The sequence below is a fragment of the Ruegeria sp. CH11 genome (assembly GCF_056537105.1).
The window spans coordinates 135,386-161,834 of sequence record NZ_JBQFQX010000002.1; the positions used below are offsets into that span (position 1 = coordinate 135,386).

Annotated in this window: 26 protein-coding genes; 16 read left to right on the forward strand and 10 right to left on the reverse strand. The window is 57.7% G+C overall.

Annotation, left to right across the window (positions count from 1 at the left end):
• Nucleotide 1 precedes the first annotated feature (1 nt).
• The 3 genes from ACR0LX_RS04590 to ACR0LX_RS04600 all read right to left on the reverse strand — a co-directional run bounded on the left by ACR0LX_RS04590 (nt 2) and on the right by ACR0LX_RS04600 (nt 4,721).
• Nucleotides 2-2,044 (reverse strand): ABC transporter permease, encoded by a 2,043-nt coding sequence (locus ACR0LX_RS04590; RefSeq protein ID WP_170610052.1) that lies wholly within the window; start codon nt 2,042-2,044, stop codon nt 2-4.
• Nucleotides 2,041-3,597 carry a sugar ABC transporter ATP-binding protein gene (locus ACR0LX_RS04595; protein ID WP_170610051.1) on the reverse strand — a complete coding sequence of 519 codons (1,557 nt, stop codon included), beginning with the start codon at nt 3,595-3,597 and terminating at the stop codon, nt 2,041-2,043. Before ACR0LX_RS04595 ends, ACR0LX_RS04590 begins: the two co-directional genes overlap by 4 nt.
• A gap of 107 nt (nt 3,598-3,704) precedes the next feature.
• A complete protein-coding gene (locus ACR0LX_RS04600) occupies nt 3,705-4,721 on the reverse strand; it encodes a sugar ABC transporter substrate-binding protein (protein WP_480782735.1) in 1,017 nt (338 codons plus the stop codon).
• 205 nt (nt 4,722-4,926) lie between these two features.
• Here ACR0LX_RS04600 and ACR0LX_RS04605 point away from each other — a divergent pair, with 205 nt between their 5' ends.
• From ACR0LX_RS04605 to ACR0LX_RS04680, 16 genes are all read left to right on the forward strand, one after another.
• The gene (locus ACR0LX_RS04605) at nt 4,927-5,625 is read left to right on the forward strand and encodes a GntR family transcriptional regulator (RefSeq protein ID WP_170610049.1); all 699 of its coding nucleotides are present in this window, start codon (nt 4,927-4,929) and stop codon (nt 5,623-5,625) included.
• Nucleotides 5,626-6,632: 1,007 nt separating this feature from the next.
• The gene (locus tag ACR0LX_RS04610) at nt 6,633-6,959 is read left to right on the forward strand and encodes a hypothetical protein (protein WP_170610047.1); all 327 of its coding nucleotides are present in this window, start codon (nt 6,633-6,635) and stop codon (nt 6,957-6,959) included.
• Nucleotides 6,960-7,023: 64 nt separating this feature from the next.
• Nucleotides 7,024-7,602 carry a lytic transglycosylase domain-containing protein gene (locus ACR0LX_RS04615; RefSeq protein WP_170610916.1) on the forward strand — a complete coding sequence of 193 codons (579 nt, stop codon included), beginning with the start codon at nt 7,024-7,026 and terminating at the stop codon, nt 7,600-7,602.
• Nucleotides 7,602-7,892: a TrbC/VirB2 family protein gene (locus ACR0LX_RS04620; RefSeq protein ID WP_170610045.1), complete on the forward strand. Its 291-nt coding sequence runs from the start codon at nt 7,602-7,604 to the stop codon at nt 7,890-7,892. Before ACR0LX_RS04615 ends, ACR0LX_RS04620 begins: the two co-directional genes overlap by 1 nt.
• 7 nt (nt 7,893-7,899) lie before the next feature.
• A complete protein-coding gene (locus ACR0LX_RS04625; RefSeq protein ID WP_170610043.1) occupies nt 7,900-8,178 on the forward strand; it encodes a VirB3 family type IV secretion system protein in 279 nt (92 codons plus the stop codon).
• Nucleotides 8,168-10,534 carry a VirB4 family type IV secretion/conjugal transfer ATPase gene (locus ACR0LX_RS04630; protein WP_170610041.1) on the forward strand — a complete coding sequence of 789 codons (2,367 nt, stop codon included), beginning with the start codon at nt 8,168-8,170 and terminating at the stop codon, nt 10,532-10,534. The genes ACR0LX_RS04625 and ACR0LX_RS04630 overlap by 11 nt, the downstream gene beginning before the upstream one ends.
• A 143-nt stretch (nt 10,535-10,677) precedes the next feature.
• Entirely contained in the window at nt 10,678-11,826 is a 1,149-nt protein-coding gene (locus tag ACR0LX_RS04635; protein ID WP_170610039.1) for a lytic transglycosylase domain-containing protein, read from the forward strand.
• Nucleotides 11,823-12,602, forward strand: a complete 780-nt coding sequence (locus ACR0LX_RS04640) for a type IV secretion system protein (RefSeq protein ID WP_170610038.1) — start codon at nt 11,823-11,825, stop codon at nt 12,600-12,602. Before ACR0LX_RS04635 ends, ACR0LX_RS04640 begins: the two co-directional genes overlap by 4 nt.
• A gap of 4 nt (nt 12,603-12,606) precedes the next feature.
• On the forward strand, nt 12,607-13,257 hold the full coding sequence (locus tag ACR0LX_RS04645; RefSeq protein WP_480782736.1) for a VirB8 family type IV secretion system protein: 651 nt from the start codon (nt 12,607-12,609) through the stop codon (nt 13,255-13,257).
• A gap of 3 nt (nt 13,258-13,260) precedes the next feature.
• Nucleotides 13,261-13,956 carry a TrbG/VirB9 family P-type conjugative transfer protein gene (locus ACR0LX_RS04650; protein ID WP_170610034.1) on the forward strand — a complete coding sequence of 232 codons (696 nt, stop codon included), beginning with the start codon at nt 13,261-13,263 and terminating at the stop codon, nt 13,954-13,956.
• On the forward strand, nt 13,949-15,262 hold the full coding sequence (locus ACR0LX_RS04655) for a TrbI/VirB10 family protein (protein WP_170610032.1): 1,314 nt from the start codon (nt 13,949-13,951) through the stop codon (nt 15,260-15,262). Before ACR0LX_RS04650 ends, ACR0LX_RS04655 begins: the two co-directional genes overlap by 8 nt.
• A gap of 2 nt (nt 15,263-15,264) precedes the next feature.
• Nucleotides 15,265-16,260 (forward strand): ATPase, T2SS/T4P/T4SS family, encoded by a 996-nt coding sequence (locus ACR0LX_RS04660; protein WP_170610030.1) that lies wholly within the window; start codon nt 15,265-15,267, stop codon nt 16,258-16,260.
• Nucleotides 16,253-16,429, forward strand: coding sequence for a DUF4177 domain-containing protein (locus tag ACR0LX_RS04665; protein ID WP_170610028.1), 177 nt, complete (start codon nt 16,253-16,255; stop codon nt 16,427-16,429). Before ACR0LX_RS04660 ends, ACR0LX_RS04665 begins: the two co-directional genes overlap by 8 nt.
• A gap of 20 nt (nt 16,430-16,449) precedes the next feature.
• Complete coding sequence (locus ACR0LX_RS04670; RefSeq protein ID WP_170610027.1) at nt 16,450-17,448, forward strand: TrbL/VirB6 family protein; 999 nt, start codon at nt 16,450-16,452, stop codon at nt 17,446-17,448.
• 1 nt (nt 17,449) lies between these two features.
• Nucleotides 17,450-17,818 carry a hypothetical protein gene (locus ACR0LX_RS04675; RefSeq protein ID WP_170610025.1) on the forward strand — a complete coding sequence of 123 codons (369 nt, stop codon included), beginning with the start codon at nt 17,450-17,452 and terminating at the stop codon, nt 17,816-17,818.
• Entirely contained in the window at nt 17,815-20,277 is a 2,463-nt protein-coding gene (locus ACR0LX_RS04680; protein WP_170610023.1) for an AAA family ATPase, read from the forward strand. Before ACR0LX_RS04675 ends, ACR0LX_RS04680 begins: the two co-directional genes overlap by 4 nt.
• A gap of 78 nt (nt 20,278-20,355) precedes the next feature.
• Here the strand turns inward: ACR0LX_RS04680 and ACR0LX_RS04685 are convergent, their stop codons facing one another.
• From ACR0LX_RS04685 to ACR0LX_RS04715, 7 genes are all read right to left on the reverse strand, one after another.
• A complete protein-coding gene (locus ACR0LX_RS04685) occupies nt 20,356-22,248 on the reverse strand; it encodes a type IV secretory system conjugative DNA transfer family protein (RefSeq protein ID WP_480782902.1) in 1,893 nt (630 codons plus the stop codon).
• The gene (locus tag ACR0LX_RS04690) at nt 22,241-24,049 is read right to left on the reverse strand and encodes a relaxase/mobilization nuclease domain-containing protein (RefSeq protein ID WP_170610021.1); all 1,809 of its coding nucleotides are present in this window, start codon (nt 24,047-24,049) and stop codon (nt 22,241-22,243) included. Before ACR0LX_RS04690 ends, ACR0LX_RS04685 begins: the two co-directional genes overlap by 8 nt.
• Entirely contained in the window at nt 24,036-24,626 is a 591-nt protein-coding gene (locus tag ACR0LX_RS04695; RefSeq protein ID WP_170610019.1) for a hypothetical protein, read from the reverse strand. Before ACR0LX_RS04695 ends, ACR0LX_RS04690 begins: the two co-directional genes overlap by 14 nt.
• Nucleotides 24,627-24,800: 174 nt before the next feature.
• Nucleotides 24,801-25,082: a hypothetical protein gene (locus tag ACR0LX_RS04700; protein WP_170610017.1), complete on the reverse strand. Its 282-nt coding sequence runs from the start codon at nt 25,080-25,082 to the stop codon at nt 24,801-24,803.
• The gene (locus ACR0LX_RS04705) at nt 25,069-25,293 is read right to left on the reverse strand and encodes a hypothetical protein (protein ID WP_170610016.1); all 225 of its coding nucleotides are present in this window, start codon (nt 25,291-25,293) and stop codon (nt 25,069-25,071) included. Before ACR0LX_RS04705 ends, ACR0LX_RS04700 begins: the two co-directional genes overlap by 14 nt.
• Nucleotides 25,290-25,493, reverse strand: a complete 204-nt coding sequence (locus ACR0LX_RS04710; RefSeq protein WP_170610014.1) for a hypothetical protein — start codon at nt 25,491-25,493, stop codon at nt 25,290-25,292. Before ACR0LX_RS04710 ends, ACR0LX_RS04705 begins: the two co-directional genes overlap by 4 nt.
• Nucleotides 25,490-26,368 (reverse strand): zincin-like metallopeptidase domain-containing protein, encoded by an 879-nt coding sequence (locus ACR0LX_RS04715; protein WP_170610012.1) that lies wholly within the window; start codon nt 26,366-26,368, stop codon nt 25,490-25,492. Before ACR0LX_RS04715 ends, ACR0LX_RS04710 begins: the two co-directional genes overlap by 4 nt.
• Between the last annotated feature and the right edge of the window lie 81 nt (nt 26,369-26,449).

The window sequence follows — 26,449 nt, forward strand, 5'->3', positions numbered from 1 at the left end:
GTCATCCCCCCTGCTTCTCACGCAAGCCAATGACCGCCAGAAGGATGACAAGGCCGAAAAAGACGGCTCGATAGGCATAAGGCAAAGTCGACCCGGCCAGCAGCGTCTGCATGGCCGTCAGCAGGACCGCTCCTCCAAGCATGCCCAGGTAGTGCCCGCGTCCTCCCGTGATCAGCGCGCCTCCGACGACGACGATCGCAATCGATGGCAGAAGATACTCGTCTCCCATCCCAAGGCTTGCCTGTCCACCAAAGCCCGTGAGCAGAATGCCAACGATGGCCGCGCAGACGGCGCATAACATGTACACGCCAATCAGAACGCGACCTGTACGCACCCCAGACAATTCTGCCGCTTCCATACTGTTCCCGACGGCGTAAATGCGACGCCCAAAAACCGTGCGTGTCAGCAAGAGAGTCGCACCAATGGTGAAAAGGACAAGCAGCGGAATAACCGGGGTAAGGCCAAGCACCTCGCCAGTCATGATCCATCGAAGCCCGGCCGGGGCAAAGCCGTCCGGCGTTCCGCCCGAATAGAGAAGGGTCGCGCCCTGCAACAGACCATTCATTGCCAGCGTCACAACGATCGGTGAAAGACCAAGTGCGACCACGCCTATCCCGTTCAAAAGCCCCACGACCATAGCAACGGCAATCACGATCGGAACAGCGTAAACCAGCGCGATGTCCGAGCCCTGCGCGATCCCCGTCAGCATCACACCGGCTAGGCTGATCATCCATGGCACCGAAAGGTCCAACCCGCCAGTGAGGATAACTGCGCCTTGACCCAGGGCCAGAATGGCCAGGAATGCAGACAGCACCAACAGCGAGTCCCAATATCCCCAACCCGTGAAAACATTGCCAAGCACGACCTGCGTCAAAATCAGTACGCCGATGAGGCAGATCCATGCTGGCAGTACGTGGCGCAGCGTGGCGGCGTTCCGGCGCAAGAACGGGGGAAGCTCGGGCGCGCTTGCTGGGTTGGCAAAGTGCAACCTTCTGTCAACGCGGTCGCGCTGTGAGGCCAAAGTGCCGACGGATCGCGCCGCCAGCCAACGGCGCGCCGCGGCAAGCTGCTCAGCCAGCGCCGAACCGCGCGAAAGCGACCCAGCTAGGACGGCCGCCAAAAGGACGACGCTTTCAGCGATAGTTGAATAGTAGGCCGACACATTGGCCGCCAGAAGAATGTTGACGACGATCAAAAGGACATAGGCGCCGAAGACGGACCCAAGCAGACCGCCCTGTCCGCCCCCAAGCCGCGTGCCCCCAATGACAACAGCAGCAAAGATCGGCAAAAGCAGCGCGTTGCCGACAAGCGGGTCGCCGGACCCGGTTTGTGCCGAAACGAACACCCCGGCGAGACCATAGAGCCCGCCGGCAATCACATAGGTAAAAAAGAGAACCCATCTGACAGGCAGTCCAGATGCCTCGGCGGCCTCCACGTCGGAACCGACCGCATACAACGCCAGACCGTAGCGGGTGCGCTTCAGTAACGCCCAAAGGATTAGAACGGCAGCTATCAGCGCCACAGGCATTGGGATTAGGCCGGAGACAAAGTCAGCGACATAAATTCCAAGGCTTGGCGAAATGAACCCACCGGGTTTGGCCATGATCAGAAGCGTCACGCCCTGAACGATGAACATGGTGGCAAGCGTGACCACGATCGGTTGAAGGCGCAGAAATGCAATAAAGAACCCATTGAAAGCGCCGACACTCATTCCCACAAGCACCCCAATGGTCGTCCAAAGCGGCACAGACGCTTCGAAATCCGTGGGGTCCATGTACGTCGCGAGCACGGCGTTCACCAAAGAGATGACTGCACCGGCAGACAGATCGAAGCCGCCCGAGAGGATCACAAGCGTCTGTCCCATCGCCGCGATCGCGGTCGTCGTGCCGCCACTGGCGATAAACGAGACATCGAAGTAGGAAAGCGGAAACGGGCTGAGCCAGTTTGAGAACCAGAACAGCCCCACAAACACCAAAGCGGCAACGATCATGCCCTGCGAACGTTTTGCCTGTGTGGCAATTCTGGGTGTCGCTTGCGTGTTCATTGGGCTACTGCCGTCCCGGGGACTTTGGCAATTTGCGTCGAACTTCCACCCAAAGCCACGTCCATGATGCCCGTTTCGGTGATGTCGGACCCTTCAAGCCAAGCGCGAATTTCGCCCTCGTAAATGACGCCGACCTGGTCGCTCAGGTGAACGATCTCAGGGATCTCGGTCGAGTAAAACAAGACCGCGCCACCCGCTTCCGCGAAGTCGCGAATGAGCTGATAAAGCTGGTGCTTGGTGCCGACATCAATGCCCCGCGTGGGGTCAAAAAGAAGAAGGATTCGGCTTTGGGTCACAAACCACTTGGCAATTGCAATCTTCTGCTGATTACCCCCTGAAAATGCCCCCGCCGCAAGGTAGTGCGCACGCTCGTCGACCTCGACAGCCGAGAATGCGGAAGCAGCGGCGCTGCCTTCGGCATCAGCATCAAGCAGTGCCCCGTTCCGAAAAAGCGGCAACACCGGAAGCGCCGCGTTTTCGGACCCTGAAAGCTTTAGAAACAGGCCTTGCGTCTTTCGCTCTTCAGGAACCAGACCGATCGCGACGGACTCGTCGATCGCATCGGCAGGCGAGTTGAGTGTGATCGGGACGCCGTCCACCCTGATCTCGCCCTCAACTAGCGGCTCCGCGCCAAAGAGCGTCATGAACAGATCTTTTTGGCCCATCCCCTGAAGGCCGGCGATGCCCAGGATCTGGCCGGGATGCAAATCAAACTCGACGTTCCGAAGCTTGGACCCCGCGCCCAGGTTATGGACCGAAAGCACCGGCGCCGGCCAATCGCGAGCGGATTCGTCGACGCGGGGCGGAAATGCCGTTTCCACCGAACGTCCGATAATCATCTCAACGACTTCTTCATCCGAGAAGTCCTGCACCTTGCCCGATCCGACAGTCTTGCCGTTGCGCAGAATTGTCATTTCGTCGCAAAACGCCCGCACTTCCGGCATTCGATGGGAAATGAACAAAACGGTCACCCCATCCGCCTTTGCCGCCGCAATGCGCTGACCCAGCCAGTCTACATCCTGCCCGGTCAATGACGAAGTCGGTTCGTCCAAAAGAAGGACGCGAGGCTGGCGCAAAAGTGCGCGTGCGATCTCGATTTTCTGCCGATCAGAGAGCGATAGTTCACTGGCCAGGGCATGGATGTCGATCTCTAATCCCAGTTCTTCCAGATGCGCTGATACGGTTCGCGCCATGTCACGGCGTTTGAGCGTACCAAAGGCTGTCACCGCGCCCCGCGGGATCAGCATATTCTCAAGAACCGTGAGGTCGGGTATCAGTGTAAGCTCTTGAAAAGCCGTTTTAATTCCGGCCTCATGTGCTTTTTTTGGCGTCGAGAGCCGGGTCAGTTCGCCTGAAACGCGCAGCTCCCCTTCGTCGGGCGCTACAAGCCCCGAGAGGATTTTCATCGTGGTCGATTTGCCCGCACCATTTTCCCCAAGAAGTGCGTGCACCGAACCCGGCGCTACAGAGAACGTAACATCGTCGTTTGCAACGGTTGCGCCGTAGCGCTTGGTGATGCCGGTCAATTCAATTATGGGCGCGCGCGGCGTCATGCGTCCGATCCCTTTTGGATTGGGTGTCAGTCTGGACGACCATACACAAAAAGTTGCGATGCGCGCTGACGGCTAGAAGCCATACATGCGCGCATCGCCAGGGAGGATCAGCCCTCGGGCTGGCCTACAAGGGCTGCGCCCAAACCGACCTGCGGGAGGTCTTCTGAGAAGATCGATGCGAACCAACCCGGATTGGAGACCAGCGACGGCAGGAACGCATTGCAACCGGCCTTCATCTCTTCCCAGGTGCCCGTTTCACAAAGCTGCACCGTTTCGCTCGTCACGATGGGAAGCGGAAGCTCTGTGAACTTGGGAACATCCTTGCCGTCCAGGACATCGACCGCGAGCTTGAACGCCAGCGCGCCGGAGTAAGGCGGTGAAGCGTAGCTGATGCGCGGGGCGCCAAGCGGGGCATAAGCGCCGGAAGCACCTTCAACCTCGGTGCCCGCAGGCAACATCTGGATGCGTCCGCCGTTGGAACCTTCGCCCGCGCAGGGCTTGAGATCTTCGGCGGCAATTCCCGCCTCAAGCTGCATCGCGTTTGCCGTGAAGCAACCGGCCTGCATCCAAAGGCCATCGATGTCATCCCAATCGCGCGTGGCCAGGATTTTGGAAAGTTCTGTCCGGGCGACCGCCTGGCTCCACATGCCTACGGCCTCGCCAACGATCTCGATGCCTTCGTGAGCGTTGAAGACTTCCATGGCGCCTTGGGTCCGCTCTGCATCAACCGATGTTCCGGGAACGCCAGTGATTGCAATGATATTGCCCTCGCCACCAAGCTGATCTACCAGCCACTGTGCCGGAACGCGGCCAGCTTCGATCTGGTTGATATGGGTATTGTAGGCGCAGGGTTCGGTGATCTCAGCGTCATAAGCAAAGACAACCACGCCCTTGTCGCAGGCATTCTTCACCACATTGTTGAGCGCAGTCGGTGAAATCGGGAATGCGATGATCGCGTCAGCGCCGGATTGAACCATGGCGTTGATCTGCTGGATCTGTCGCTGCGCGTTTGGCCCGGACACCTGCACCTGCAGATCAACCCTGTCGGCATAGTCCGGATGAGCGCCAATCGCCTTGACCATATTGGCTGCTTCGGCTTGCCAGTCATTGCCGATGTAGCTCATTGACAAGAAGATCTTGTACGGCTCGTCAGCAAACGCGGCGCCGCTCACTCCAGTCAAAGCTGTCGAGAGTGCGAGAATTCTCGCGGTGCATTTCAACATGATTTCCTCCCTGTTGTTGTCAGTACTACTAAGATAGATCTTTGATCAAAAGTCAACGATCAAAAATCAGATAGACAGAATGGGTGCGAATTGCGAATGTAGGCACATGGCAGACCTATCAAAAATGCAGCCCGTTCGCCGCGAAAACCTTCCAGAGATTGTGTTCGAGCGCATGTGCCAGCTTATCCTCGAAGGAGGTATTGAACCCGGTCAGGCCGTTACCGTCGCATCCTTGAGTGACGTCCTTGATGTAAGCCCTATGCCCATCCGCGAGGCGATGGCGCGTCTTGCGCATATTGGCGCACTAACACGACTGACAGGGCGCTCAATGGGTGTGCCAAACCCCAGCCTTGAAGAACTGATCCATCTTCGCGATACGCGGATCACGGTCGAAGAGGCTGCTGTGCGAATGGCGGTCGAAATTAGAGAAGCACAATTTGAAGCGCGGCTTCACGACCTGCTTTCGGAGATGATTGAAGCCGAGCGCAGCCACGACAACCTAAGGTTCATCAATCTGAACTACCGTTTTCACTTCTTGATTTATGAACAGTCGAAGAACCCGGTCCTAATCGAAATCATTCGAAACCTTTGGCTGCGGATTTCGCCCAACTTTCATATCTTGAACGTGCGAGGCCACCTCAAGGTGTCGAACGAACTCCACAGAATGATCATTCACGCGATCGCGGGCAACGATGCCGCGACGGCCTGCAAGTGCCTCCGGCTTAATATCGAAAGAGCCCACGACCAGTTGATCGCATGCCTTGGATTGGAAGCCACCAAAGGATTGGTTGACGCGGGCAAGTAGTGCTTCTGGCTCTCCGGAAGTTTTACAGTACTCGAGGCCAATCGACTTTCTCAAAAGATACTCTAAGGAACGGGCGTTTCCGACCTTTGGTTCAAGATCCGCACCCAAGCTTAAGAAACTTCGTGGTGGTTAGCTGAGCACGAAAGTCTGCAACGACATCGCAAACCTTCGAACCATCTATGTAAATTCAAATGATCTCTAGCTCAATGAAACAGGGGTTTCATAGTTCTGATCCGATGCCTTTTCGCCTTTGGCGGGTGGCGCTACTTCGTGGGACACCTTCATTTCAGCCAAGTGCTACCATTGATCCATGTATGACGGAACTCCACAACCAATCCGACACATGCATGCAGCGATGTTCCATGTGGCATCAAACAGGCTGCGAAGAGAGCGTAACCCGGATGAGCGACTACGATCACAAACAGCAAAGATTCCGAGTTCGACTCAAACGCCCAATTATTGAAGCAGACATTAGCCTATTGGCGGCTTTGTCCCGCTTGGGAGACCTTCGCCGCAGCTTTGTTGAACGACAGCTTTCTCTATGTGAGGACAGGTATCATTTCCTCATATCATACAGGAACTCCAGAACGCGCGCATAGTCTCCACTGACCTCGCGCGCTTGTTCGAAGACCTCCCGTCGCTCCTGATCTAGGCAACGGAAGTACCGCTCAACATCGGCAAAATACGTCTTCGCATCACGCCTCAACAGGTCAGCATATGACCTGACATCATCGGGATCGGTGGGCATCCAGGGCGGCGCTGGCGGCAGGCAACTGCCCGCAATCGCGGCAGATCCCCAGCTCAGAACGACCATAACCATCCATGTTTGTTTCAAAAGCCCCATATTATCTTGGCTCAGCCACTCCGTTGCAGTAAATTTGTTTCAACGCATGAAGGGCGCAATAAAGCAAATTGCACCTATTGATTGCATGATTATAATATTGTATCGGTTCGGGAGTCCATGAGGGACTGCCGGGCTAGTGCACAATTCTGCAAGGCTCGATCCTATGAATTTGATGCAAGACGCCCCCAATGTTGTCAGTGAAGACGGGCTGCGCACGCTGCTTGCCGAGGGTCATTCGGCGGATGTTGTGTGCCGGGTTACGCCCAAACGTACAGGTGCTCAGTGGTCCGGAGTTTGGACCGTGCATTGCGTCTCGCCCGATGGCGAGACGCGCCGCCTGCTCGTCACCGCACGCAACAACATGGCTGCCCGAGAGTTCAAGACAATCAACGGCTTATCCAGCTTCCTTGCAGGCCTTGGTGTTTCGATCGCCTCAATCCCGATGCTCGAAGGCAAGGTTGCCTCTCACAACCTGTACGACGAAGGCTAAACTACTTGCCGTCCTCGCAGCATTCCTTGCTGCCCCCGCCTATTCTGAAGGCTTCGTGCTTTCCATGCGGGCCGATGGCCAGCTGGAGACCAAAGCGCCCCAATCAGGTTTTGCGCAGAGATATGTCGACGGGATTGGTGCAAACCCACCAGAGTTGATCGTTTTAGCAGCTCCTGAGCCTGTAGAACCGCCTCCTGAACCCGCCCGCGCAGTTCCCCGCCCCGAAATTCTCGCAGCACTTGAAAGCACCGCGCATCGTTATGGCGGGCACCCCGCGCTGCGCCGGGCTGGGCTGTCGGTGACGGAATGGCAGGCGCTCTTCCAAGCCAATATCGAGATCGAAAGCGCCTATCGCCCGAATGCGCGTAGCTCCGAAGGCGCGATTGGACTTGGACAATTGATGCCTGCGACGGCCGCGCAGCTCGGCGTTGATCCGCATGATTGGCAGGCCAACCTCGATGGGTCTGCCCGCTACCTCCTAATGATGTTGGCGCAGTTCGGCACGCCCGAACGGGCGCTCGCTGCCTATAACGCCGGACCAGACGCGGTCGCGCGCTATGGCGGCATCCCTCCTTACCAAGAAACCCAAAATCACGTGCATCGCGTCATGGCCGTGCGTGACCGACTGACTGGAGCCTCCTGATGCAAACACAATTCCGCACGATCCTGTCGCTGGCTATGGCCAGCTTGATGATTGCCAACCCGGCTTTTGCGCAGAGCATTGACCTCTCGCCGGTGCAGAACCTTTTGCAGGGCATCGTCGACACGATCACCGGCCCCTTGGGCATAGTCATCGGCACCTTGGCCTTGATCGGAGTTTTCCTTTCCTGGCTCTTCGGCATCCTCGATTTCCGCCAAGCACTTTGGGTGCTGGTCGCCATCGCAGGCATCGCGGCTGCGCCGACCATCGTGACCGCGATCTGGGGCGCGTAAATTCGGCATGGCGACACAAACCCGCCTCTTCCTGGGACTTATCCGGCCACCAAAGCTCATCGGGCTGCCGATCATGTATGCGATGGTCTGGCTGTTCGGGTTTGTGCTGCTGTTTCTCTGGGTCCAGAATTGGCCGGTGATCATCATTGCCGCTCTGGCCTATCCTGCGCTGTGGAAAGCCGCTGACTGGGACCCGGCCTTTCTTGAGGTGATGGTGACATCACTGCAGGAAACGCCACCCACCCCGAACCGCAAGATCCATTCGGGGGACAGCTATGCTCCATGACCCTTCGGATAATCTTGCCGGACTGCCGGACTGGGCGCACAAAGAGCGGCCTATGGCCAGCATGCTGCCCTATGTAAGCCTGGTAAATGATGTGACGATCCGCACGCGCGGCAATGCTTTGTTCCAGTGCATCCGCCTTGGTGGCGTCAACAGCATGACAAGCGATGACCCGCATTTGGAGAAGGTCCGCGCGCTCTTCGCGGCGATCATCGCGCAGATAGGGCCGGAGTACAGTTTCTACGTTCACAAGGTTTCAAAAGAGATCGAGACCGCCTTGCCACCGGTGCCCGAGGAAGGGTTTGCACAAGCGCTGGACATCCGCTGGCAAACGGCCATGGCGCGGGCAGGCCTGCGGGACAAGACGCTCACGCTCACCGTGCTGAAACGCCCTCCCCTCGGCGCGCGGCTGCGTCTGAAACGCGCAGACTCAATCGCACAGTTGAAAGGCCAGACGGCTAAGCAGCTGCGCAAACTCGAGGAAGTCGTCGGTTTTCTGCTGTCGTCATTTGCCGAAATGAACCCGCGCCTTCTTGGGGCCGAAAGCGGCGAACTGCTGGGTTTCCTCGGGGCGCTCAACATCGGTCAAGAGCGACCGCTTTTCGCAAAATCCCGCTTTGGCATCATTGCCGAGGATGTGGCTAACACGCGTGTCACGTTTCAGGGGCTAGGCTTTGCGCTGGATGATGGGACGGCGGGCAAGCGGTTCGGAACCAGCTTTGCGATCAAGACTTACCCAGCCAAAACCAGCTGCACTATGTTCGATGAGCTGAACCTGCCAGTCGACATGGTCGTCACCCATTCCTTCACGCCGATCAACAGCAACATCATGGCCAGCCGGATCAAACGCCAACAGCGTCTGATGAAGGCCAGTGATGATGGCGCGTTTTCTCTCGCAGAAGAACTGGTCGACGCGCTCGACGATCTGGAATCCAAGCGGCTCAGCTTTGGTGATCATCACATGACGGGCACGGTCTTCGCCGAGACCGAGGAAAAGCTGGAAGCAATCGCCGCCGAGGTGCGCAATATAGCTGCCAGTGAAGGCGTCAATCTGGTGAACGAGAGCTTTGCGGCGCGCACCCATTATTTCGCGCAGCATCCTGGCAATGGGCAAATGCGCAGCCGCAAGGCCGCCATCACGAACACGAACTTTGCCGACCTCGCAGCACTGCATCGCGGTCAACTGGGCAAACCTGGCCACAAAGTGCCTTGGGGCAAGCCTATCACTCTCTTCCCGACGCCTGAACGCTCAGGTTTCCTGTTCAACTATCATGAGACGGGTCAGCCGGACAAAGAACCGACCGGCGGGCATACCCTGATCCTCGGCCGTCCTGGCTCAGGCAAGTCAGTGCTGTCGGCCTTCCTGATGACCCAAGCCCGTCGCTGCGACGCGCGCGTGTTCGTGTTCGACTATCGCGCGGGAATGGAAATGGCCGTGCGGGCCAATGGCGGGCGCTACAGCGCCATCAAAGCGGGTGAAGCAACCGGTCTCAACCCGCTGCGCACCGAAATCGATGGGCGCGGGCAAGCCTGGCTTTCTGATTGGCTAGCCAAGCTACTGCATCGTGCCGACAAGCCCCTGAGCCCTGTTCAGATCAATCGCATCCAAGAAGTGGTGCGCCAGAACGCCGGGGCGAGCGATGCCGCCCTACGCAACTGGCAGGATTTGGCCTCGCTCTTTGTGGCGGGGGCAGATGAAGGAGATCTGTTCGAACGGATTCAGGAATGGACTGCTGATGGCCGCCACGGTTGGATTTTCGGTCAAGGCGCTGAGGATACCTTCTCGCTCGATGGTGATGTTGTTGGGTTCGACCTGACCGGCATTCTCGACAGCGAAAGCGAGAAGGAACGCATGGCGGTCCTGTCCTACCTGTTTCGTCGGGTGGAGCGGGTGATTGAGGATCGCCAACCGACGTTGATCATCATCGATGAGGCCTGGAAGGCGCTGGATAACCCGTATTTCGCCGATCGGCTGAGCAATTGGCTCGTGACCGCGCGCAAACAGAACGCCGTGGTCGTGATGATGACCCAATACGCAAGCCAGCTTGAAAAGACCCGCACAGGCAAAACGATTGTCGAGGCTGTGCCGACGCAGCTCTTGCTTCCCAACATCCGCGCCTCGGCCAGCGATTACACCATGCTAGGCCTTTCTGAGAAAGAGCTCAGCGTATTGCTCAGCACAGGCAGCAATTCCCGTCTGGCGCTGGTGCGCGATGATCAAGGCTCGGTGGTGATCGACGCTGATCTCAGCGCCCTTGGGCCCTACCTCACGATCCTTGGCGGAATGGAAAAAGGCGAGGCGCTGGTCGGCGCGGATTATCGCCAAAACCCGGAATTTTGGAGACAGATTGATGCGTAGACTTTGCGTGCTGACCCTCACCCTTTTGACCCTGACAGCCTGTGCAGAATACCGGCCGTCTGAAGCCGAATGTTTCAACTCGTTTGCCGAGGTCAGCCGCAGCAACTGTAACTTCGAGCTACTCGGGCCGATTGGTGGTCTCAGTGAGTAAGCACCGCCTGCATATCTTTGCGGGTTTGGTCTGTTTTGCCGCACCAGCGGCCTTTGCCCAAGGCGTGCCCACATTTGATGCGGGCATGTTCCTGCAGCGTGAACGCGTGTTGCAGCAGGGCGAGCAAGATCTGGCGCTGCAACGAGATCGGTTGACCAAAGAAGACGAGCTTGAAGAGCTCCAGCAAGAACAACTCCAAGCGCTGGAAGGCATTCTCGATGCCACGACGTTGGCCAGCGGGAACTCAGGCGCACTGGTCGCAAGCCTGGAAGCAGGCTCATCGCCTGAGAGTGCCGCAGGACAGCTATACGGCCCGGTCGACCCAAACCCTGGCGCAGCCCAAATGTTCGGCGATGCCTCGGGCTCAATCGAAGAGCTGATCATTCGCGCCGCTCAAGAAACGCACCACATGTCCGGCGTGCGCGCGGCGGGCCTGTCGCCCAAGCAATGGCGCTACCTGTTGCAGGCGCTGATCTGGCAAGAAAGCCGTTTTACCATTGGTGCGCGCTCGCCTGTAGGCGCGTTCGGCCTGACCCAGATCATGCCCGGCACGGCGCAGGATCTCGGGATTTATCCGGCCTATTACGAAAAACCCTATATCCAGGTCATAGGCGGCGCGCGCTATCTGGCGCAGATGCTGGCCATGTTTGACGGCAACATCATTCACGGGCTGGCCGCCTACAACGCCGGTCCCGGCAATGTGCAGCGCTACGGTGGCGTGCCACCCATTTCCGAAACCCAGCACTACGTTCAAGTGATCCCCGAACGCTACAATCTCTACATTGCACGCGTCGGCGGCCTCGATGCGCTTGGCACGATTGATCCTGTCTTGCTTGCCAACTCCACGATGAGCCTGACCTCGTTCGGCGCAGGGGTCTATGGCGACTACTCCTTGGTCTCGGTGCAAGCGGCCGCGCTTCGGGTGCAGGACATCATCAGGCGCATTGGCGAAACTGACGACATTCATGCGGCCATGTCGCTCAACACCTACGCGCGGGCCGAACTCGCCCGTTTGATCGCCATCCGCACCCGCCTCAAATCCGCCCACACCCGCCCGCTTAGCACCGCTGAGCTGGCTATGGCGGCCGCGCAGGCGCGCGAACAAGACTTCATGCAATTCGATCTGGAGGTACTCCGATGATCCGCTTTCTTTCAAGCATTTCCATTTGCGCATTGTTGCTTGCGTCTCCTGCATCTGCCCAAGGTGTGCCGACGGTCGACACACGCAACATCGCGCAGGAAATTCGTCAGCTGCAGCAGATGCTGGAGGATTTCGGGATCCAGACCGACCAGCTCGACACGCTTCTCGAACAGCTCGACCTGGTGCAACAACAACTCGACACGCTTAACGAGACCTACGCGGCCCTGACCGGCGCAACTGACATCATCGAGATGGCCATGGGCGGTGATCTTGATGGGCTTCTCGATCAGGAATTCGGCGATCTCCTTGGCACCATCCGGCAAATCCAAAGTGGCGATTTCAGCGGCCTTATCGGCAACGCCGCCCCTCAAATGGAAGGCCGCATGACGCAAGCGCTTGAAGAGGCAGGGTTCGACCAAGATACCCTCTCCAACATGGCGAGCAGCGGAAATCCAGGGGCTGAGCGCATTGCCAGCCAGGCAGGCACTGGGGCAGTGATGTCGGCTGCGGCTGAGAACAGTTATGACGAGGCCGCGCAATCCCTCAAGCGGGTCGAACAGCTGGTTTCCCTGATCCCCGACATGGAAACGCTCAAGGAAGCCGTCGATCACAACACCCGCGTCACGGCTGAGCTGGCCATCGCCATGACGCGCATGTGGGAGCTCGAAGCCATTCAGACTGTCGGCGCGGGCCAGTCCGGCGTGGTGGATGCCGCGACGCTAGCCGAAGAACGCCGCTACATGGACTTTACCCTTCCAGACCTGCGCGCGGACTGATCCCATGAACAGCGATGCAGAAATCATCGAAGAAGAGCTCGTCTATGGCGCACGACGACGCGAGCTCATGTGGCAGAAACTGGGGCTGACAGGCATGGCGTTTGGCATGACAGGCTGCCTCGCCGCTGCCCTTGTTGCCCTGTTCGACGTGGACCCGCCGCCTATGATCGTGCCCTTTGATAGCGAAACCGGCATGGCCCTACCCAATGCCATGGTTGAAGCGGTCTCACTCACGGAACGCCCCGCTATCATCGAGGCACAGGTCTACCGCTATGTCATTGATCGAGAGACCTATAATCAGCTCGACAATGACATGCGCGCGCGGCGGGCCCTGGACCAATCGGACGGCGCGGCCGCCGCGGGACTGCGCGCGCTTTGGACCAGCGGCCATGAGGCCTACCCGCCGGACAGCTACGGCACAGATGCCCGGCTTGATGTCGAAGTTTTGTCGATCACGCACATCAGCGCCAATCGCGCCCAAGTGCGCCTGCGCAAGCGGCTCAATTCGCCGCGCGGCAGTCAAAACGGGCTCTTCACCGCAACCCTGATGTTTGAGTTTCTACCCGAGAACAGCCGGTCGATCGACGATGTCTGGCAGAACCCCTTCGGCTTCACTGTCACCGAATACGCGATCCGCTCGGATCGTTTGGAGTAACCAATGCGCCGCCTGTTCCTGATCCTCGCCCTCATTGTTCCGATTGCAGGCACCGCCTATGCGGAGACTCAGCCGCGACAAGGCCCCTATGATGCCCGTGTGCGGCTCGCCACCTATCAGGATGGGCAGGTCTACCGCATTCGCACCAGCCTGACCCATGTGACCAGCATTGAATTCGGCCAAGGCGAGACCATCCGCTCAATCATTGCAGGCGATACCGAAGGGTTCCTTTTGGACGGCGTGCCCGGTGGCCAGGCCTTTGCAATCAAGCCCGTCACGCCCGGCGCGCATACCAACATCACCGTCTATACCAACCGGCGCAGTTACTATTTCAACGTCACTGAGGCGAGCTCTCCGACGTTCTATGTCATCCGCTTCACCTATCCCGAGGCGTCCCCTCGGCAATCGCGTGTGGCAGCGAACGCGCCAGCAAACCACGCCTATGGCGTCAGCGCGCGGTCCGAAATCACTCCGCGCGAGATTTGGGACGACGGCACCTTCACTTACTTCCGCTTTACCGCAAACGCGCCGCTGCCTGCGATCTTTCGCTGGTCAAACGGCAATGAGCGCAGCGTGAATGCGCTCGCGCGGCCAGACGGCGTGATCCGTGTGTCAGGTGTCAGCGATCGATGGGTTCTCAGGCTCGGCGAGGACGAGATCTGCGTACAAGAGATGAGCGAGGCAAACCACGATGAGTGAAACAGCTGAGCTTAAGAAGCGCCTCGAAGCGCTTGAAGGTAAATCACAAAACTCAAAGGCACGACCGTCATTTGTCGCTGTTGGGTTGGGCATCTCGGCAATCGCCGCTCTTGGCGGCCTCTTGCTGTTGTTCTCTGGCGGTTCTGAACCCGACAGCCTGGAAACCGCCTCCCCGGATGAATTCCAAGCAGCGGGACCGGGCTTTGGTGCGCTCGAGCCCACGCCTGCACCGATTGACACAACTCCGCCGCCGGAGCCGGAACCAGATAGCGAAACGGAAGAGCTGCGCGCGCAAATAGACGCAATGCGCACCGAGCTCGAAGCCCTGCTCAACACACCTGCACCTGAAGCCCCAACCGTGGACACAGAAGCATTGGATACCTTGGGCGCAGAGATCGATGCCCTACGCAGTGAGGCCGCTGCGACGCAAACCGCCCTGCGCGAGGAGCTGGAGGAACGCGCACGGCAAATCCAGCGACTACAGAACGATCTAGAGCTTGCACGCCTGGAGACCCCGCGCACGCCAGCCCCAACCGGCCCCACGGCCGAAGAACTGCGTCTTCAAGAGCTCGAGCGGCGACGGCAGGCCGAACTTGAGGAACTGCAAGCCCGTATTGCTAGCCCAATTATCGCCTTTGGCGGTTCGGGCACCGGCAATGCAGAGACCGCCGTGCAGCAACGGCGACTTGATGGCGACACAGACTTTGTCCGCAACGGCGCTGAACCTGCTGAGGTGACGCAAGCCCAGTTGATCGTGAACCCGTCAATCACGGTTGTTCAGGGCACGATGATCCAGGCGGTGCTTGAGACCGCAATCGACAGCTCGCTCGCCGGTCAGGTCCGCGCGATTGTATCGGAAGATGTCCACGCCTATGACGGCTCGCGGATCCTGATCCCACGCGGCGCACGTCTGATCGGGCGGTATCAATCCGGGCTCGACATAGCACAACGACGCGTGACCATCGCCTGGGACCGGATCATTCTGCCCAGCAACCAGACCGTCGAAATCAGCGCCTTCGGAGGTGATGAACTGGGGCGGTCCGGCACAACCGGTTTCGTCGATAGCCGTTTTGGCACCCGGTTTGGGTCAGCCGCCCTGATATCGCTGATCGGAGCCTTGCCTGCCGTCGCCGCGCAGAACACCGAAGATGAGATCACCTCAGATGTGCTAGAGGGTATTGGCGAAGACCTGCAAGACAGCGCTCAAAGCGTGATTGGCGAATACCTCTCCGTCTCGCCCGTGATCTATGTGGATCAGGGTGCCCGCGTCACCGTGATGGTCGACCGCGATCTGGAGATTTTCTGATTATGGCGGCCAGCTATCTGCAAAGCTCGATGGACAAGATCCCCGAGGCGCGTGATCCAAAGCTGATCGAGCTTTGTATCAACCCCGACGGCACGCCCTGGGCGGAGTTTCAGGGGGATCACTTTATGCGGCGCGTCAATCGACGGCTCTCGCAGAACGAGATCAAAGACTTAGGCAATCAGATTGCTTCCGCCGCGAACACGACGCTCAGCCGGACCAAACCGATTGTGTCAGTCAGCATCACCTACCGTGACCGCCCAATCCGCGCGCAAGTCATACAGCCTCCGGCCGTTGATGGCGGTTACGCGATTTCGCTGCGGTTCTTTGCGGACCTGCCATTGGACCAGATCAAGCTGTCCTACCTCTTCGGCAAAGAACGCAGCAACGAGGGGGCAAGGCGCAAGCGCAACGCCGAGCTGCGCGATTTCGTGGCCACCGGCGACATCGACGCCGCGATCAAGTTCTGTGTGACGCACAAGCTCAACATGATCGTCTCCGGCGGGACCTCGACCGGCAAGACCGTCACGGCGCGTAAGATCCTCTCCTTTGTGCCCGCCGACGAGCGCATCATCACCATCGAAGAAGCCGCCGAACTACGTCCAACGCAGCCTAATGTCGTCACGCTGATGTCTGACCGCGACGAGGTCACACGCAGCGCTGATGTCCTGCTGACCTCTACCCTGCGCATGCGGCCGGACCGTATCGTCCTGGGTGAAGTACGCGGCAAAGAGGCCATGACCTTCCTCGAGGCGATCAACACTGGGCATGGTGGCTCTCTCACCACGCTGCACGCTGAAACGCCGCAGCTGGCAATCCAGCGTCTCGCCATCGCCGCCCTGAAAATGGACGTGCCCATGACCTACCAGGACATGAACGACTACATCACCCGCTCGATCGATGTGATCATTCAGGCCGGTCGCCATGAAGGCGCGCGCGGCATCACCGAATTCTACCTGCCGATAGATCCGGCCCATTCAAAGGAAATAGCCCATGCTTGAATACAAGATTGAACAGATCAACACGGCCAAAACAAAGCCGCCAAAGATCGAAGCGCAGCTGACCGCCCTTGGACAAGATGGCTGGGAGCTAGTCTCGGTCGTGCCAGATTTTGACGGCGAGCACATCCTGAAGGCCTTCCTGAAACGTCGCACCGGCGCGAGCGCCTAAACCTAACTGAGGGGGATCCTATGGGCGTCGTCACATGGATGGTTGAGACAACCGACAACTTTCTGGAAGACGCGGCCCAAACCACTTTTGGCAACGTCGCCGGGCAGCTTGGCGGCGTCATTGCGGTGGCCTCGACGCTCGCGGTGATCGGCGTCTTCCTCAACATGGTGTTTCAGTACAAATCCACGGATGGGCGGACTGCCTTCTGGTTCGCCCTCAAGCTCATGCTCATCTCCCTGTTTGCGATGAATTGGGTCCAATTCAACGCGGTGGCCAGCGCCCTCATCAACGGGCTTGACCAGCTCGCGGGCGGCATGGTGGCCGGGCTTGGCGGCGGCGGTGCAGGTGCATCCTACTTTGCCGGGGCCTTTGACGACCTCATCGAAGAATTTGGTGACTACCTGAATGCGGCAGGAGACAACATGCATTGGATGGCCGGAGCCCTGATCGGCGCGATCGGCGCGTTCCTATTGGGCGTCATCGGTGCGCTCTGCGGCCTGGTCCTGATCTTCGCGAAGATTATGCTGGCCTTCATAATCGGCATCGCCCCCATCATGATCGCGCTTTCGCTTTTTGATGTCAGCAAGGACTATTTCCATCGCTGGCTGTCCAGCACGGTATCCTATGCGCTCTACCCCCTCGTGATCGCGGGGGTTTTTTCCACCGTCGTCGGAATGTCGCGCTCACTAATGACCGAGCTCGGCGATCCCTCTGGCGCGAGCAACATCGGCGCGCTGGTGCCTTTCTTCATGATGATGTTTCTCGCAGGCGGCATGATCATCGCCACCCCGCTGATCGTCCGCTCAATCTCAGGCAACTTCATGATGGCTGGGCCCCCGAGCATTCCCGGTCCGGGTGGGTTCGCAAAGGGCTTGATTGGCACCAAAGGGTCACTGGCGCGGGCAAGATTTGGAGCGAGGTCAAACGCGGAAGTTGCGGGGGCTGGGATACGGCAAGCTAGCACTGCGTCTGTTTCGATGGTTCAGCGGGTAGCAGAACGAGCGAAGCGGCTGGAGTGAATTGGTCCTTTTCAAGCTGCTTCAAGTTAGAAAGGTATTGCTAGAAAGCCTGCCAAGACAGCGTCTTGCAATAAGCGCCATGCCAGTCAAAGCTTTCGGATGGTGTCAGATTTCAAACTTTTCCAAACAAGACCCCTTACGAGAAACTGGCACTCAACCTATAGTAAATCAGGTTAAACAAGCTTGGTGTAAAATGGCGTCGCTTCAGGATTCAGTTGCAAACAAATTTCTCGAAACACTTTCAAATGATGAAAATTTCGACTCATCCAAAACAACGAAGCTTGAAGCGCTCCTGAAAGAAGGTCGAAAAATTAAGGCTGACGATCTGGCCGCGATTTTCACTCTTCCAGACGGAGGGGAAGTTCTGTGATCAAGATCGTTTCAGCACACATCGAAGAATTTCGTGGAATTCGTAAGTTGGACATCAACTTGGCTGAGAAGACCTTCGCGATATCCGGCCCGAACGGCTCGGGAAAAAGTGGGGTCATTGACGCCATCGAATTTGCGCTAACTGGTCAGATTGGCAGATTGACCGGAACCGGAACCAAAGGGCTGTCACTAGCAGATCATGGTCCTCATGTAGACCATATCAAATTCCCAGATGCTGCATTTGTAGAGCTGGAGGTATCCTTCCCGACACTTGGCAAAAAAGCCAAGCTCACTCGCAAGGTTTCTGCCCCCAAGAAGCCAAGTATCGAACCGAACGATCCGGACATCGTGGAAATTTTGGACGAAGTTTCTCAGCATCCCGAAATCACTTTGGCGAGAAGAGAAATTCTGAAATTCATCTTGGTTGAACCAACGAAGCGATCGGCACAGATTCAAGAGATTCTAAAGATCGATGAGTTGGGTCAGACCCGTTCGGCACTGAACACAGCATACGGCAAGCTCAACCGGGCAGCGATTGCAGCGGAAACGGATACGCAGGACAAAAGAGATACGCTGTTGCAGCACCTAGGCATCACGTCTTTGTCTGCAGCTGAAATGCTGGAAGCGGTCAATGCAAAGCGCAAGCTGCTAGGACTGGAAATCCACGATGCAATGACGGCTGATACAATCATCGACCAGGGCTTGGCGGAACCTACCGGTGAACAATCGCTCAATAAATCCGCAGCACTGATCGAACTGGACAAGCTTAACAAGAAGATCGTCGAGCTTGGGCAATCTCCGTCTCCGGATGCTGAAGCTCTTATCGATCAGATCGAGCAACTCGAAAAAGACGCACGGCTCCTCGTTTCGTTGCAACAACGGGAGTTGGTGAAGAGCGGCTTGAAGTTGGTGGACGGACCGTCATGTCCAATGTGCGATCATGAATGGCCCGATGAAGCACATCTTCTTTCGCACCTACATGCCAAGCAACAGAAATCGCAAGCGGCAGGAGAGCTGAAGCAAAAGCTCATTGAGCATGCATCATCACTTTCGACGGAAGTGGGAAACTTGAAAGCGCTGCTGCTCGAAACTCACCGTATTGCCAAGATTGAGAGCGCAGTTGAAATGCTGTCCAGCGTCGTCGCATGGGGCAAAGACTTGGCGTTTTTTCAGGAACAACTAAAGTCTTTCGCAACAATCTTGGAGTTGAAGGATCGCTTGGCCAGTGGATGGCCAGCCATTCCGGAAGGCTTTGGGGCCAAACTGGCGGACTTTATGAGCGCTATTCGCGCGAAGCCTGATCAATCTGCTTCGTTGGCCGCACAGAGTTTTCTGATCAATGCTGAACAGCGGTTCAAGGACTACAAAGCAGCACGTTTCACCGAGACAGCTTCCAAAAAGGCACGAGACGCCAGCAAAGTCGCATATGACGCTTGGTGCGCAGCGATGGAGTCGGAACTCGACGAGCTATACGAGGCCGTCGAAGATGATTTCAGCAAGTTTTATCGCCTCTTAAATGACGGCGATGAGCAAAAATTTGTCGCACGTTTTAAAGCAACTGAAGGGCGTCTCGATTTTGATGTGAATTTCTACGAGCGGGGACTTTTCCCACCAGGTGCTTTTCATAGCGAAGGTCACCAAGATGGCATGGGTGTATGCCTATACCTTGCATTGATGAAGCGGCTCTTGGGTGACCGTTTTACCGTCGCGCTGCTCGATGATGTTGTGATGTCTGTCGATGCAGACCATCGTTACCAATTTTGCAAACTTTTGATGGCAGAATTCCCAAACACGCAATTCGTGATTGCCACCCATGACAAAGTTTGGGCAGAGCAGATGCGTTCGGCAAAGCTGGTGACCCGAAAAACATCTATGGCCTTTGATAGTTGGTCTGTGGACACCGGTCCGTTGGTGGAATCGAACCCAGAAATTTGGGTGGAAATCGATACAGCTTTGGCTAAGGGTAAGGTCGAAGTTGCCGCTCCGATTTTGCGGCGTCACATGGAGTTTGTCGCCCGACTCCTTGCGGATCAACTGGGGGCGCAAACGGTCTTCAGAGCAGACAACAGCTACGATCTAGGGGGGCTATTACCGAGCGCTTTTTCTAGACTGTCAGATCTCCTAGGAAAAGCCGTCGACTCGGCGCAATCCTGGGGCAACGAGGACCAAAAGTCCAAAGCGCAGGCTCGCAAGCAACGTCTCAAGGCAGCCAACACCCACAAGGGCGAGGAAGACTGGACCGTCAATAAGGCCGTACATTTCAACGAGTGGGCCAACTTTAGTCCCAACGACTTTATACCTATTGTTAAGGCGTTCAAGGATCTGCTGGCATGCGCACAATGCGATGACTGCGGATCATGGCTGTATATTACTCCCAAAGGCACTGCACCAGAAGGGCTTCGGTGTTCATGCAACTCTGTTAACCTGAACCTTAAGAAAAAGCCTAAGATGCCGCTTTAGGGCCTGCGCGATGTGCATCTATTACGGCGAATTCTGATTGGAATATGCACCAAGAGAGGATGCTTCTGCCGCCTACACTCATCGGTCAGCCGCCCCCGCAATGAACCTCTCCACCCGATCTGTTCCCGCCTGATATTCGCCCCGACTAGGCTTGTTGCCTGACGTCACCTCCCGCTCTTCTCTGGCCAAATCATCGATCTCTTCACGTCGCTTCCCGCTACTTTCAGATCCCTCAGCAGGCATCACCTTCGGCACCTCAAGCGCCCCAATCTTCTCCTCCAGCGCTTTAATTTGCCCTTGCAGACCACGCATTTGGTCCCCGGCGGACGGGTACGGCAGATCGCCGGTTTGCTTGTCGAAGATCTGCTTAAAGAACCGGTCGTCATAGTATTTGATCCGTTTGGCGCGCACGGGCATTTGCGCGTCGACCACCAGAACGATGTCATCAAGATCCATGCGCCGCGCTTCATCCTCGGGCAGCAACGCGGTCTCTTCGGTCCGTTCAGACATACTGCGACCGGAGAAGGGGTTGCGACCGACTGAGCGCGAGTGGGTCACAACGCGCTTGGTGGTTTTGCCGACAGCTTTGCTGAGCTCTTCGATGGTCTTTTCATCTGAGGGAGTCAGATAGAGCTTGATGCCCGCGTTGCCCTGCAAGGCACGCCGGGCATTTTCGCCGTAGATTTCATCTAGCGCCGGGATGGTCTGTGTGACGATCGCGAGGTTGGCCCGGTAAGACCGCAGTGTCTCAATGCTGTCCAGAACGATCGGCATTTTGCCCAGACGGTTGAACTCGTCGAGCATGATCATCACCGGCCAAGGTTCGTCCTTGCCAGGTTCATGGTCCTGAAGCGATGCTAACAAATCTGAGAAGAACAAGCGGATCAGCGGCGCGAGCGGTTTCACCATCAGTGGTTCGACCACGAGATAAACCGAAAACGGCGCTTTTCGGATATCCCGAAAATCGAAGTCAGAAGTTGCCGTTGCACGGTCGATGGCGGGGTTTGACCATTGTTTGAGGCCCGAGGTCATCAGAAGCGACAGGTAGGACGTCAGCGTGTCGTTGTTGGTCGAAGCCATGCGCATGAAGATCAGCTTGGCGGCTGGGTTGACCACCTCGTCGGCGCGGCGGCGATATTCCTTCTGCTTGTCGCCACCTGATGCGGTGATGCGGTAAATCTCACCGAGGGTCGGTCGCTTGCGCTCGAAAGCTAAAAGCCCTGCCGCCACGAACAGATCGATACCGCCATCGAGGAGCCCTTGGACGCGGTCGTTATCAGCTTGCAAGAACAGCGAGGCCAGAAGTTGCAGCTCCATCTGCTGGCGGTCGACGTTTTCCAGCGCCGATATTCGCAGCAAGGGATTGTAGCGGTGCGAGCGGCTGTCCTTCCAATCAGTGGGCGCAAACCGGAACACCTTGTCGCCCTGCGCAGCTCTTTGGCGCGCTGTTGCCTCGAAGTTTTCACCTTTTACGTCCAGCACCACGGCACTGCCTTGGTAGGTCAGAAGGTTCGGGATGACGAAACCCGTCGTCTTACCGCGCCCGGTCGGGGCGACGATCAGGGCATGGGGGAACACCTTGGACATCACGAAGGGTTTGCGACTATTGGGCTTGCCCATTTTGCCGACGACATAGCCGTAGCCGGGCTTTCCGAAAAAGCCGTTCCGCTTCATCTCGGACATGTGCTGCCAGTGGGTTTCCCCAAATTTGGTCAGAGCGTCGTTCATCAAGACCGCACTGAGCAAAACACCGGCTGCTGTACTTCCCCCCACGATCAGGTGAACAATCTGCATATCGGCCGGATGGGTCATTCGGAGAACCCCATAGCTGCGCGCCAACATCAGGAAATCGATATCCGCCCCGCCCCCGAACCAGCGGAATGTCAGAAAGGCCGACGCCAGGACATACCCAAGAACCGCGCCCAGAACAGCAAAACTCATGACGCCAAGAGCGATCCGCGCTTTACCCATGCGCCACACCCTTTTCGCCATCGCTATCGACATGCCGCGCGCGTTGAACATCAATTTCTTCATTGGCGATTTCGTCGAGGACGTACTCCATCGCCACACTGTTCGCCAGAGCGGCATCGCTCTGCAGGTAGGCCTTGGCCGCATAGAGCCGGTCCAGGCGGTCTTCGATTTGTTCCTCCAGCGCGGTCTCATCGCCAATCGCTAAGTCAGGGGTATTTTCTTCACCGACCAGCTCCTCCAGCTCAGCACGCAAAGTCTCGCGTTCCAGGTCGCTGCGGAAGGGATCTTCGGTCGGATCACCTCTCAAACGGCTCAGGATATCAGCCGTGGTCGGCGGCAACCTGTCGACCAAGGCTGCTTGCCCGTCCGCTTCCACCGCCTCACTGTCTTTGAGAACCTCAGCATCGGCCAAGACACGGCCCAGATCGCTATGAACCCGGTCGAGATGGTCGATCGCTTTCTCGAGCTCATCGGCGCGAGACAGGTCATAGCCGTCCTTCTCGGCAATCGCCTTCAAATCCTGACCAAGCCATTGCCGCTCCAGCGCGGCATTGCCCGCGCCGACTTCGACTCGACGTGTCACCTCCTGCGCGTCAATGCCGGTGCCTTTCAAAGCCTGTTCGAGGCGTTCGGCCAGCGCCGGATCCTGCAAAGCGCCTTGGGCCTCGGCCCGTATATTCGCGGCCGAATAGATCCCACTCTTGGACGCATCTTCGAGCAAGGTGTGGGACTGCGTTCCCATTGGGCTGAGATGTGACAGTGAACGATAGATGTCGTTCAGCTCATGCTCCAGCGCCGCGCGCCGATCGACCGGTGCCTCAGCAACAATGCGTTCGGCTTGGTTGATCTTGTCGTGAAAGGCATCCACGACCTCATCAAACGAATGCTGTTCTTCGGCCATGCCATATACCTTTCCATCTGCTTCAATCGGTTTGCCCTGCGCCAAAAGCGTCGCGGCCTTGTCCAAGGCTGCTGCAATCTCATGCTGGTTCTCGCGCGAGGCCTCGGCAGCCAGGCCGCGATAAAGCCGCGCGTTCTGCGCCACCTCAGCCAAGGCACGGTCAAGCTCCGGCCCCACGCGCTCACGCTCGGTCGGCTTCTGCCCCGTAGCTTCTGCACGACGTTGGTCCACGTCGCTGGGCCTCTTCGTCGTGATGCCACGCTCGAGCTGTCGCGTCGCCTCAAGCCGCAGCCCGTAGCGGTCCGACACCTCGACCATCGCCTCGCGAAAACTGTCGTAATTGAAGTGGTGCCCTTCCTTCATAAAGAAGAATTCACCGTCCTTGCTGCGCCTGTTCAGAACGATGTGGGCGTGCGGGTGCTCCCGGTCCTCATGCACGGCGGCGATGTAGTCAAAATGGCTGCCTTCGCCCTGAAAGAACCGCTCGCAAATCTCGCGCGTGATCTCGGCTACATCCTCGCCGCGCGTGCCAATTGGGAAGGCCATCAAGAGATGTGAGGTATGTCCCAGCTTTGGATGGAACCCTTCATTCCACTGCGCGGAAAACCGGCGCGTGACCTGCTCGATCTCTTTGGCTGACAGAACGCTTTGCCCGTCATAGGTGCCACGGCTGTCGATGATAAAGCTCGACTTGGTGGTCAGGTATTCCAGCTGGTTGCGCAGCTGTGATTTGTTGTGTGTTCCGCCGTCTCGAATGGCTTTGAAGATCGCAGGGGAATGCCCCATCGCCGCCCGGGCCATGTGCTTCGCGCGGGCGCGCGGGACGCTGCCGCGAATGCGGCTCCAGTCACGGTCGAAGAAGGCCTCCTGCGCGGCCGCAATGGCGCTATTCCGGGTCATCGGCAAAGCCTCCCAGAACGCGGGCAACCTCGCCAGACAGCGCGCTTCGGCGGCGCTGCGCCATGTCCTGAACCTGGTCGGCGATGTCGAAGATCAGCCCGGCCAAGGCGCGGACTTGGCCATGGGCAGAATTGCCATAGGGCGGCGTCTTGCCCTGGCGTTTTGCCTCGTTCAGGCGCTGTGCAATCTGGTTGATGTTGTTGCCTGTGCGATTGAGCGAGGCCGACAGCCCCTGCATCTGGTTCGCCAGTTCATCGTCGGGAACAAACAGATCGTTCGACGCATAGATCAGCCGCCGCAGCCCCTCCGCCCGGCTGTTGATATCATGCCGCGTCAGCACGGCATCAAAGCGCGCAAGCTCCTTTGGCGTAAGCCGAACATTCACCAATTCGGAGCGCACGCGCGCATCAAGCTTGCGGCTTTGATTGGCCTTCAACGTGTAGAAGATGCTGCGGGTCGTGACGCCGAATTCACGGGCCAGATCCTCGATCGGGACGCCCTCTGCACGCTTGCGCACGATCGCAAAACGCTGGTTTTGCGTCAGTCGTTTGTGCCGTGGTGCGCGCGGTCGGCTCATGTGAAGTAATCACCCCTATTTCTTGCCAGCATCATACAGGCAGCTCTGTTATGGCATTTAGCCATATTTGATTCAATATTATAATATTGCATCAACTGCCTGTATTCCGTTTGGAGCAGCCATAGGCTGCGACCGCCGGGCAAAGCCCAGCCTCATGCGCAAGGCATGGCACCACTAGTCGTGGTTCCACGCCTCAGCATCGCCAAGCAATTGCAGCGCTATTGCGCGGGCCGCGCCTTCGGCGCTGGCATAGGTTTGATGATCGGGCAGCTCGTGCAGATCAAAGTGTTGTTGCGGGTCGTCCGGGGTCTCAACTCGGACATAGATCGCCCAGCCATCAATCAGTTCTGGATCATCACAATACTCCTGCCCGCCATCGGGCAGATTGCAGAACCCATGAAGATGCACGCTGGCGCGGCCCTCTCGGGCCGCCTGCCTGATGTCAGAGTACTTCATGGCAATCCTCGGCGCTTTCCTCGATGAAAAATTCGTCAGGCTCGCCGTTCAGGAGGGTGCCATCCCGACCGGTCAAGCCGATAGCCGACCCGTTCCGCATGAATGTGATGAAGTATCGCCCGAGGTCATCACGCGTCACCACATACCCGCTGTTGACCCAGTGAACGCGGTTGCCCGCGTCCACTGCTGTTTTGATCTCTTCCAAGGTCATCGCAACGCCTCCTCAAGGATTGCGAGTGCCCCGAGACAATCGTCGATATAGGGCTGCTCTTCGCCGTCCAGATCGTTCAGTTCCAGTCGGTTCAACACCGCGTAAAGCGTGGCGTGCGCCTCACGGGCGGCGCTTCGCAAGCTGACGGTATCTTCCAGACGCGCCGTCGCAAAATCATCGCTGTGATAGTCGGGAGTCATGCTGCCACCTCCTTGCTTTGACCTGCTGCTTGCAATGCAAAGTCTGCGGCTTTCTGCGCTTCAGATGCCGCACGAAAAATCGCCCGTTTGTCCTCTTTGAACGCTTTCAACCAACCTTCAACGTAGGCGGCGCTTTGGTCGAATTCCGGCGCGACGCCAATCTGAGCACCAAGAAAACAAGCGCCAATTTCTGCGACCAGTTCTTCAAAGGCATAGGCTTCTCGATTTGCAAACTTCTTGATCCGCTCCAGCCGCTTTTCGCTGCCGGTCCAATGGATCACCTCATGGGCCAACGTCCCATAGTAGCCTACTGCATCGTGAAACGTGGCAATCGGCGGCATGTGGATGTGATCTTTGGCTGGGCTGTAATAGGCGCGCGGATCATCACTGGTGAGGATCTCTGCCCCTGTCCGGCTGAAAAACGCCTCAAGCTCAGGATCTTCGGCTGTGCCAAGATCGCGCGGGGCCTCGGGCCGGATGTAGTAGTCCTCCGGCAAACCCTCGATCTGAGCGGCATTGAACACGCGATAGGCGCGCGCATAGGGCAGTTCTTCCTCAATGCCCTGCTCGTTCTCTCGGGTGAACGTCCCGTATTTGACCACAGTCGAAGACGTCTCGCCTTTGCGGACTTGGCCGCCCAGCTCTTGCGCCTGCTTGTAGGTCATCCAGCGGCTGGACACATAGCCATGCTTTGCTGCCATGACCCAGAGCATCAAGATGTTAATCCCGCGATACTCCTCGCCATTGTGTCGGGTTGGCAGGGCAATGCCCGACGCGCTCCCAGTCCACGGCTTGCGCCATGGCGGCGTGCCTGCCTCAATCTCTGCAATAATGGTGAGGGTGACGTGGGCATATACATCAAACTTCGGTGCCATTTGTGGCCTCCTCGATCAAAGTGACGCGGGAGAGGCTTCACGCCCCTTTCCGCCGATGGGCTGCGCCTCGGCCACCTGATC

Coding starts and splice junctions, on each gene's coding strand:
- ACR0LX_RS04590 (WP_170610052.1), bottom strand. CDS start 2,044: ATGAACACGCAAGCGACACCCAGAATTGCCACACAGGCAAAACGTTCG.
- ACR0LX_RS04595 (WP_170610051.1), bottom strand. CDS start 3,597: ATGACGCCGCGCGCGCCCATAATTGAATTGACCGGCATCACCAAGCGC.
- ACR0LX_RS04600 (WP_480782735.1), bottom strand. CDS start 4,721: ATGAGCTACATCGGCAATGACTGGCAAGCCGAAGCAGCCAATATGGTC.
- ACR0LX_RS04605 (WP_170610049.1), top strand. CDS start 4,927: ATGGCAGACCTATCAAAAATGCAGCCCGTTCGCCGCGAAAACCTTCCA.
- ACR0LX_RS04610 (WP_170610047.1), top strand. CDS start 6,633: ATGAATTTGATGCAAGACGCCCCCAATGTTGTCAGTGAAGACGGGCTG.
- ACR0LX_RS04615 (WP_170610916.1), top strand. CDS start 7,024: ATGCGGGCCGATGGCCAGCTGGAGACCAAAGCGCCCCAATCAGGTTTT.
- ACR0LX_RS04620 (WP_170610045.1), top strand. CDS start 7,602: ATGCAAACACAATTCCGCACGATCCTGTCGCTGGCTATGGCCAGCTTG.
- ACR0LX_RS04625 (WP_170610043.1), top strand. CDS start 7,900: ATGGCGACACAAACCCGCCTCTTCCTGGGACTTATCCGGCCACCAAAG.
- ACR0LX_RS04630 (WP_170610041.1), top strand. CDS start 8,168: ATGCTCCATGACCCTTCGGATAATCTTGCCGGACTGCCGGACTGGGCG.
- ACR0LX_RS04640 (WP_170610038.1), top strand. CDS start 11,823: ATGATCCGCTTTCTTTCAAGCATTTCCATTTGCGCATTGTTGCTTGCG.
- ACR0LX_RS04645 (WP_480782736.1), top strand. CDS start 12,607: ATGAACAGCGATGCAGAAATCATCGAAGAAGAGCTCGTCTATGGCGCA.
- ACR0LX_RS04650 (WP_170610034.1), top strand. CDS start 13,261: ATGCGCCGCCTGTTCCTGATCCTCGCCCTCATTGTTCCGATTGCAGGC.
- ACR0LX_RS04655 (WP_170610032.1), top strand. CDS start 13,949: ATGAGTGAAACAGCTGAGCTTAAGAAGCGCCTCGAAGCGCTTGAAGGT.
- ACR0LX_RS04660 (WP_170610030.1), top strand. CDS start 15,265: ATGGCGGCCAGCTATCTGCAAAGCTCGATGGACAAGATCCCCGAGGCG.
- ACR0LX_RS04665 (WP_170610028.1), top strand. CDS start 16,253: ATGCTTGAATACAAGATTGAACAGATCAACACGGCCAAAACAAAGCCG.
- ACR0LX_RS04670 (WP_170610027.1), top strand. CDS start 16,450: ATGGGCGTCGTCACATGGATGGTTGAGACAACCGACAACTTTCTGGAA.
- ACR0LX_RS04685 (WP_480782902.1), bottom strand. CDS start 22,248: ATGGGTAAAGCGCGGATCGCTCTTGGCGTCATGAGTTTTGCTGTTCTG.
- ACR0LX_RS04690 (WP_170610021.1), bottom strand. CDS start 24,049: ATGACCCGGAATAGCGCCATTGCGGCCGCGCAGGAGGCCTTCTTCGAC.
- ACR0LX_RS04695 (WP_170610019.1), bottom strand. CDS start 24,626: ATGAGCCGACCGCGCGCACCACGGCACAAACGACTGACGCAAAACCAG.
- ACR0LX_RS04700 (WP_170610017.1), bottom strand. CDS start 25,082: ATGAAGTACTCTGACATCAGGCAGGCGGCCCGAGAGGGCCGCGCCAGC.
- ACR0LX_RS04705 (WP_170610016.1), bottom strand. CDS start 25,293: ATGACCTTGGAAGAGATCAAAACAGCAGTGGACGCGGGCAACCGCGTT.
- ACR0LX_RS04710 (WP_170610014.1), bottom strand. CDS start 25,493: ATGACTCCCGACTATCACAGCGATGATTTTGCGACGGCGCGTCTGGAA.
- ACR0LX_RS04715 (WP_170610012.1), bottom strand. CDS start 26,368: ATGGCACCGAAGTTTGATGTATATGCCCACGTCACCCTCACCATTATT.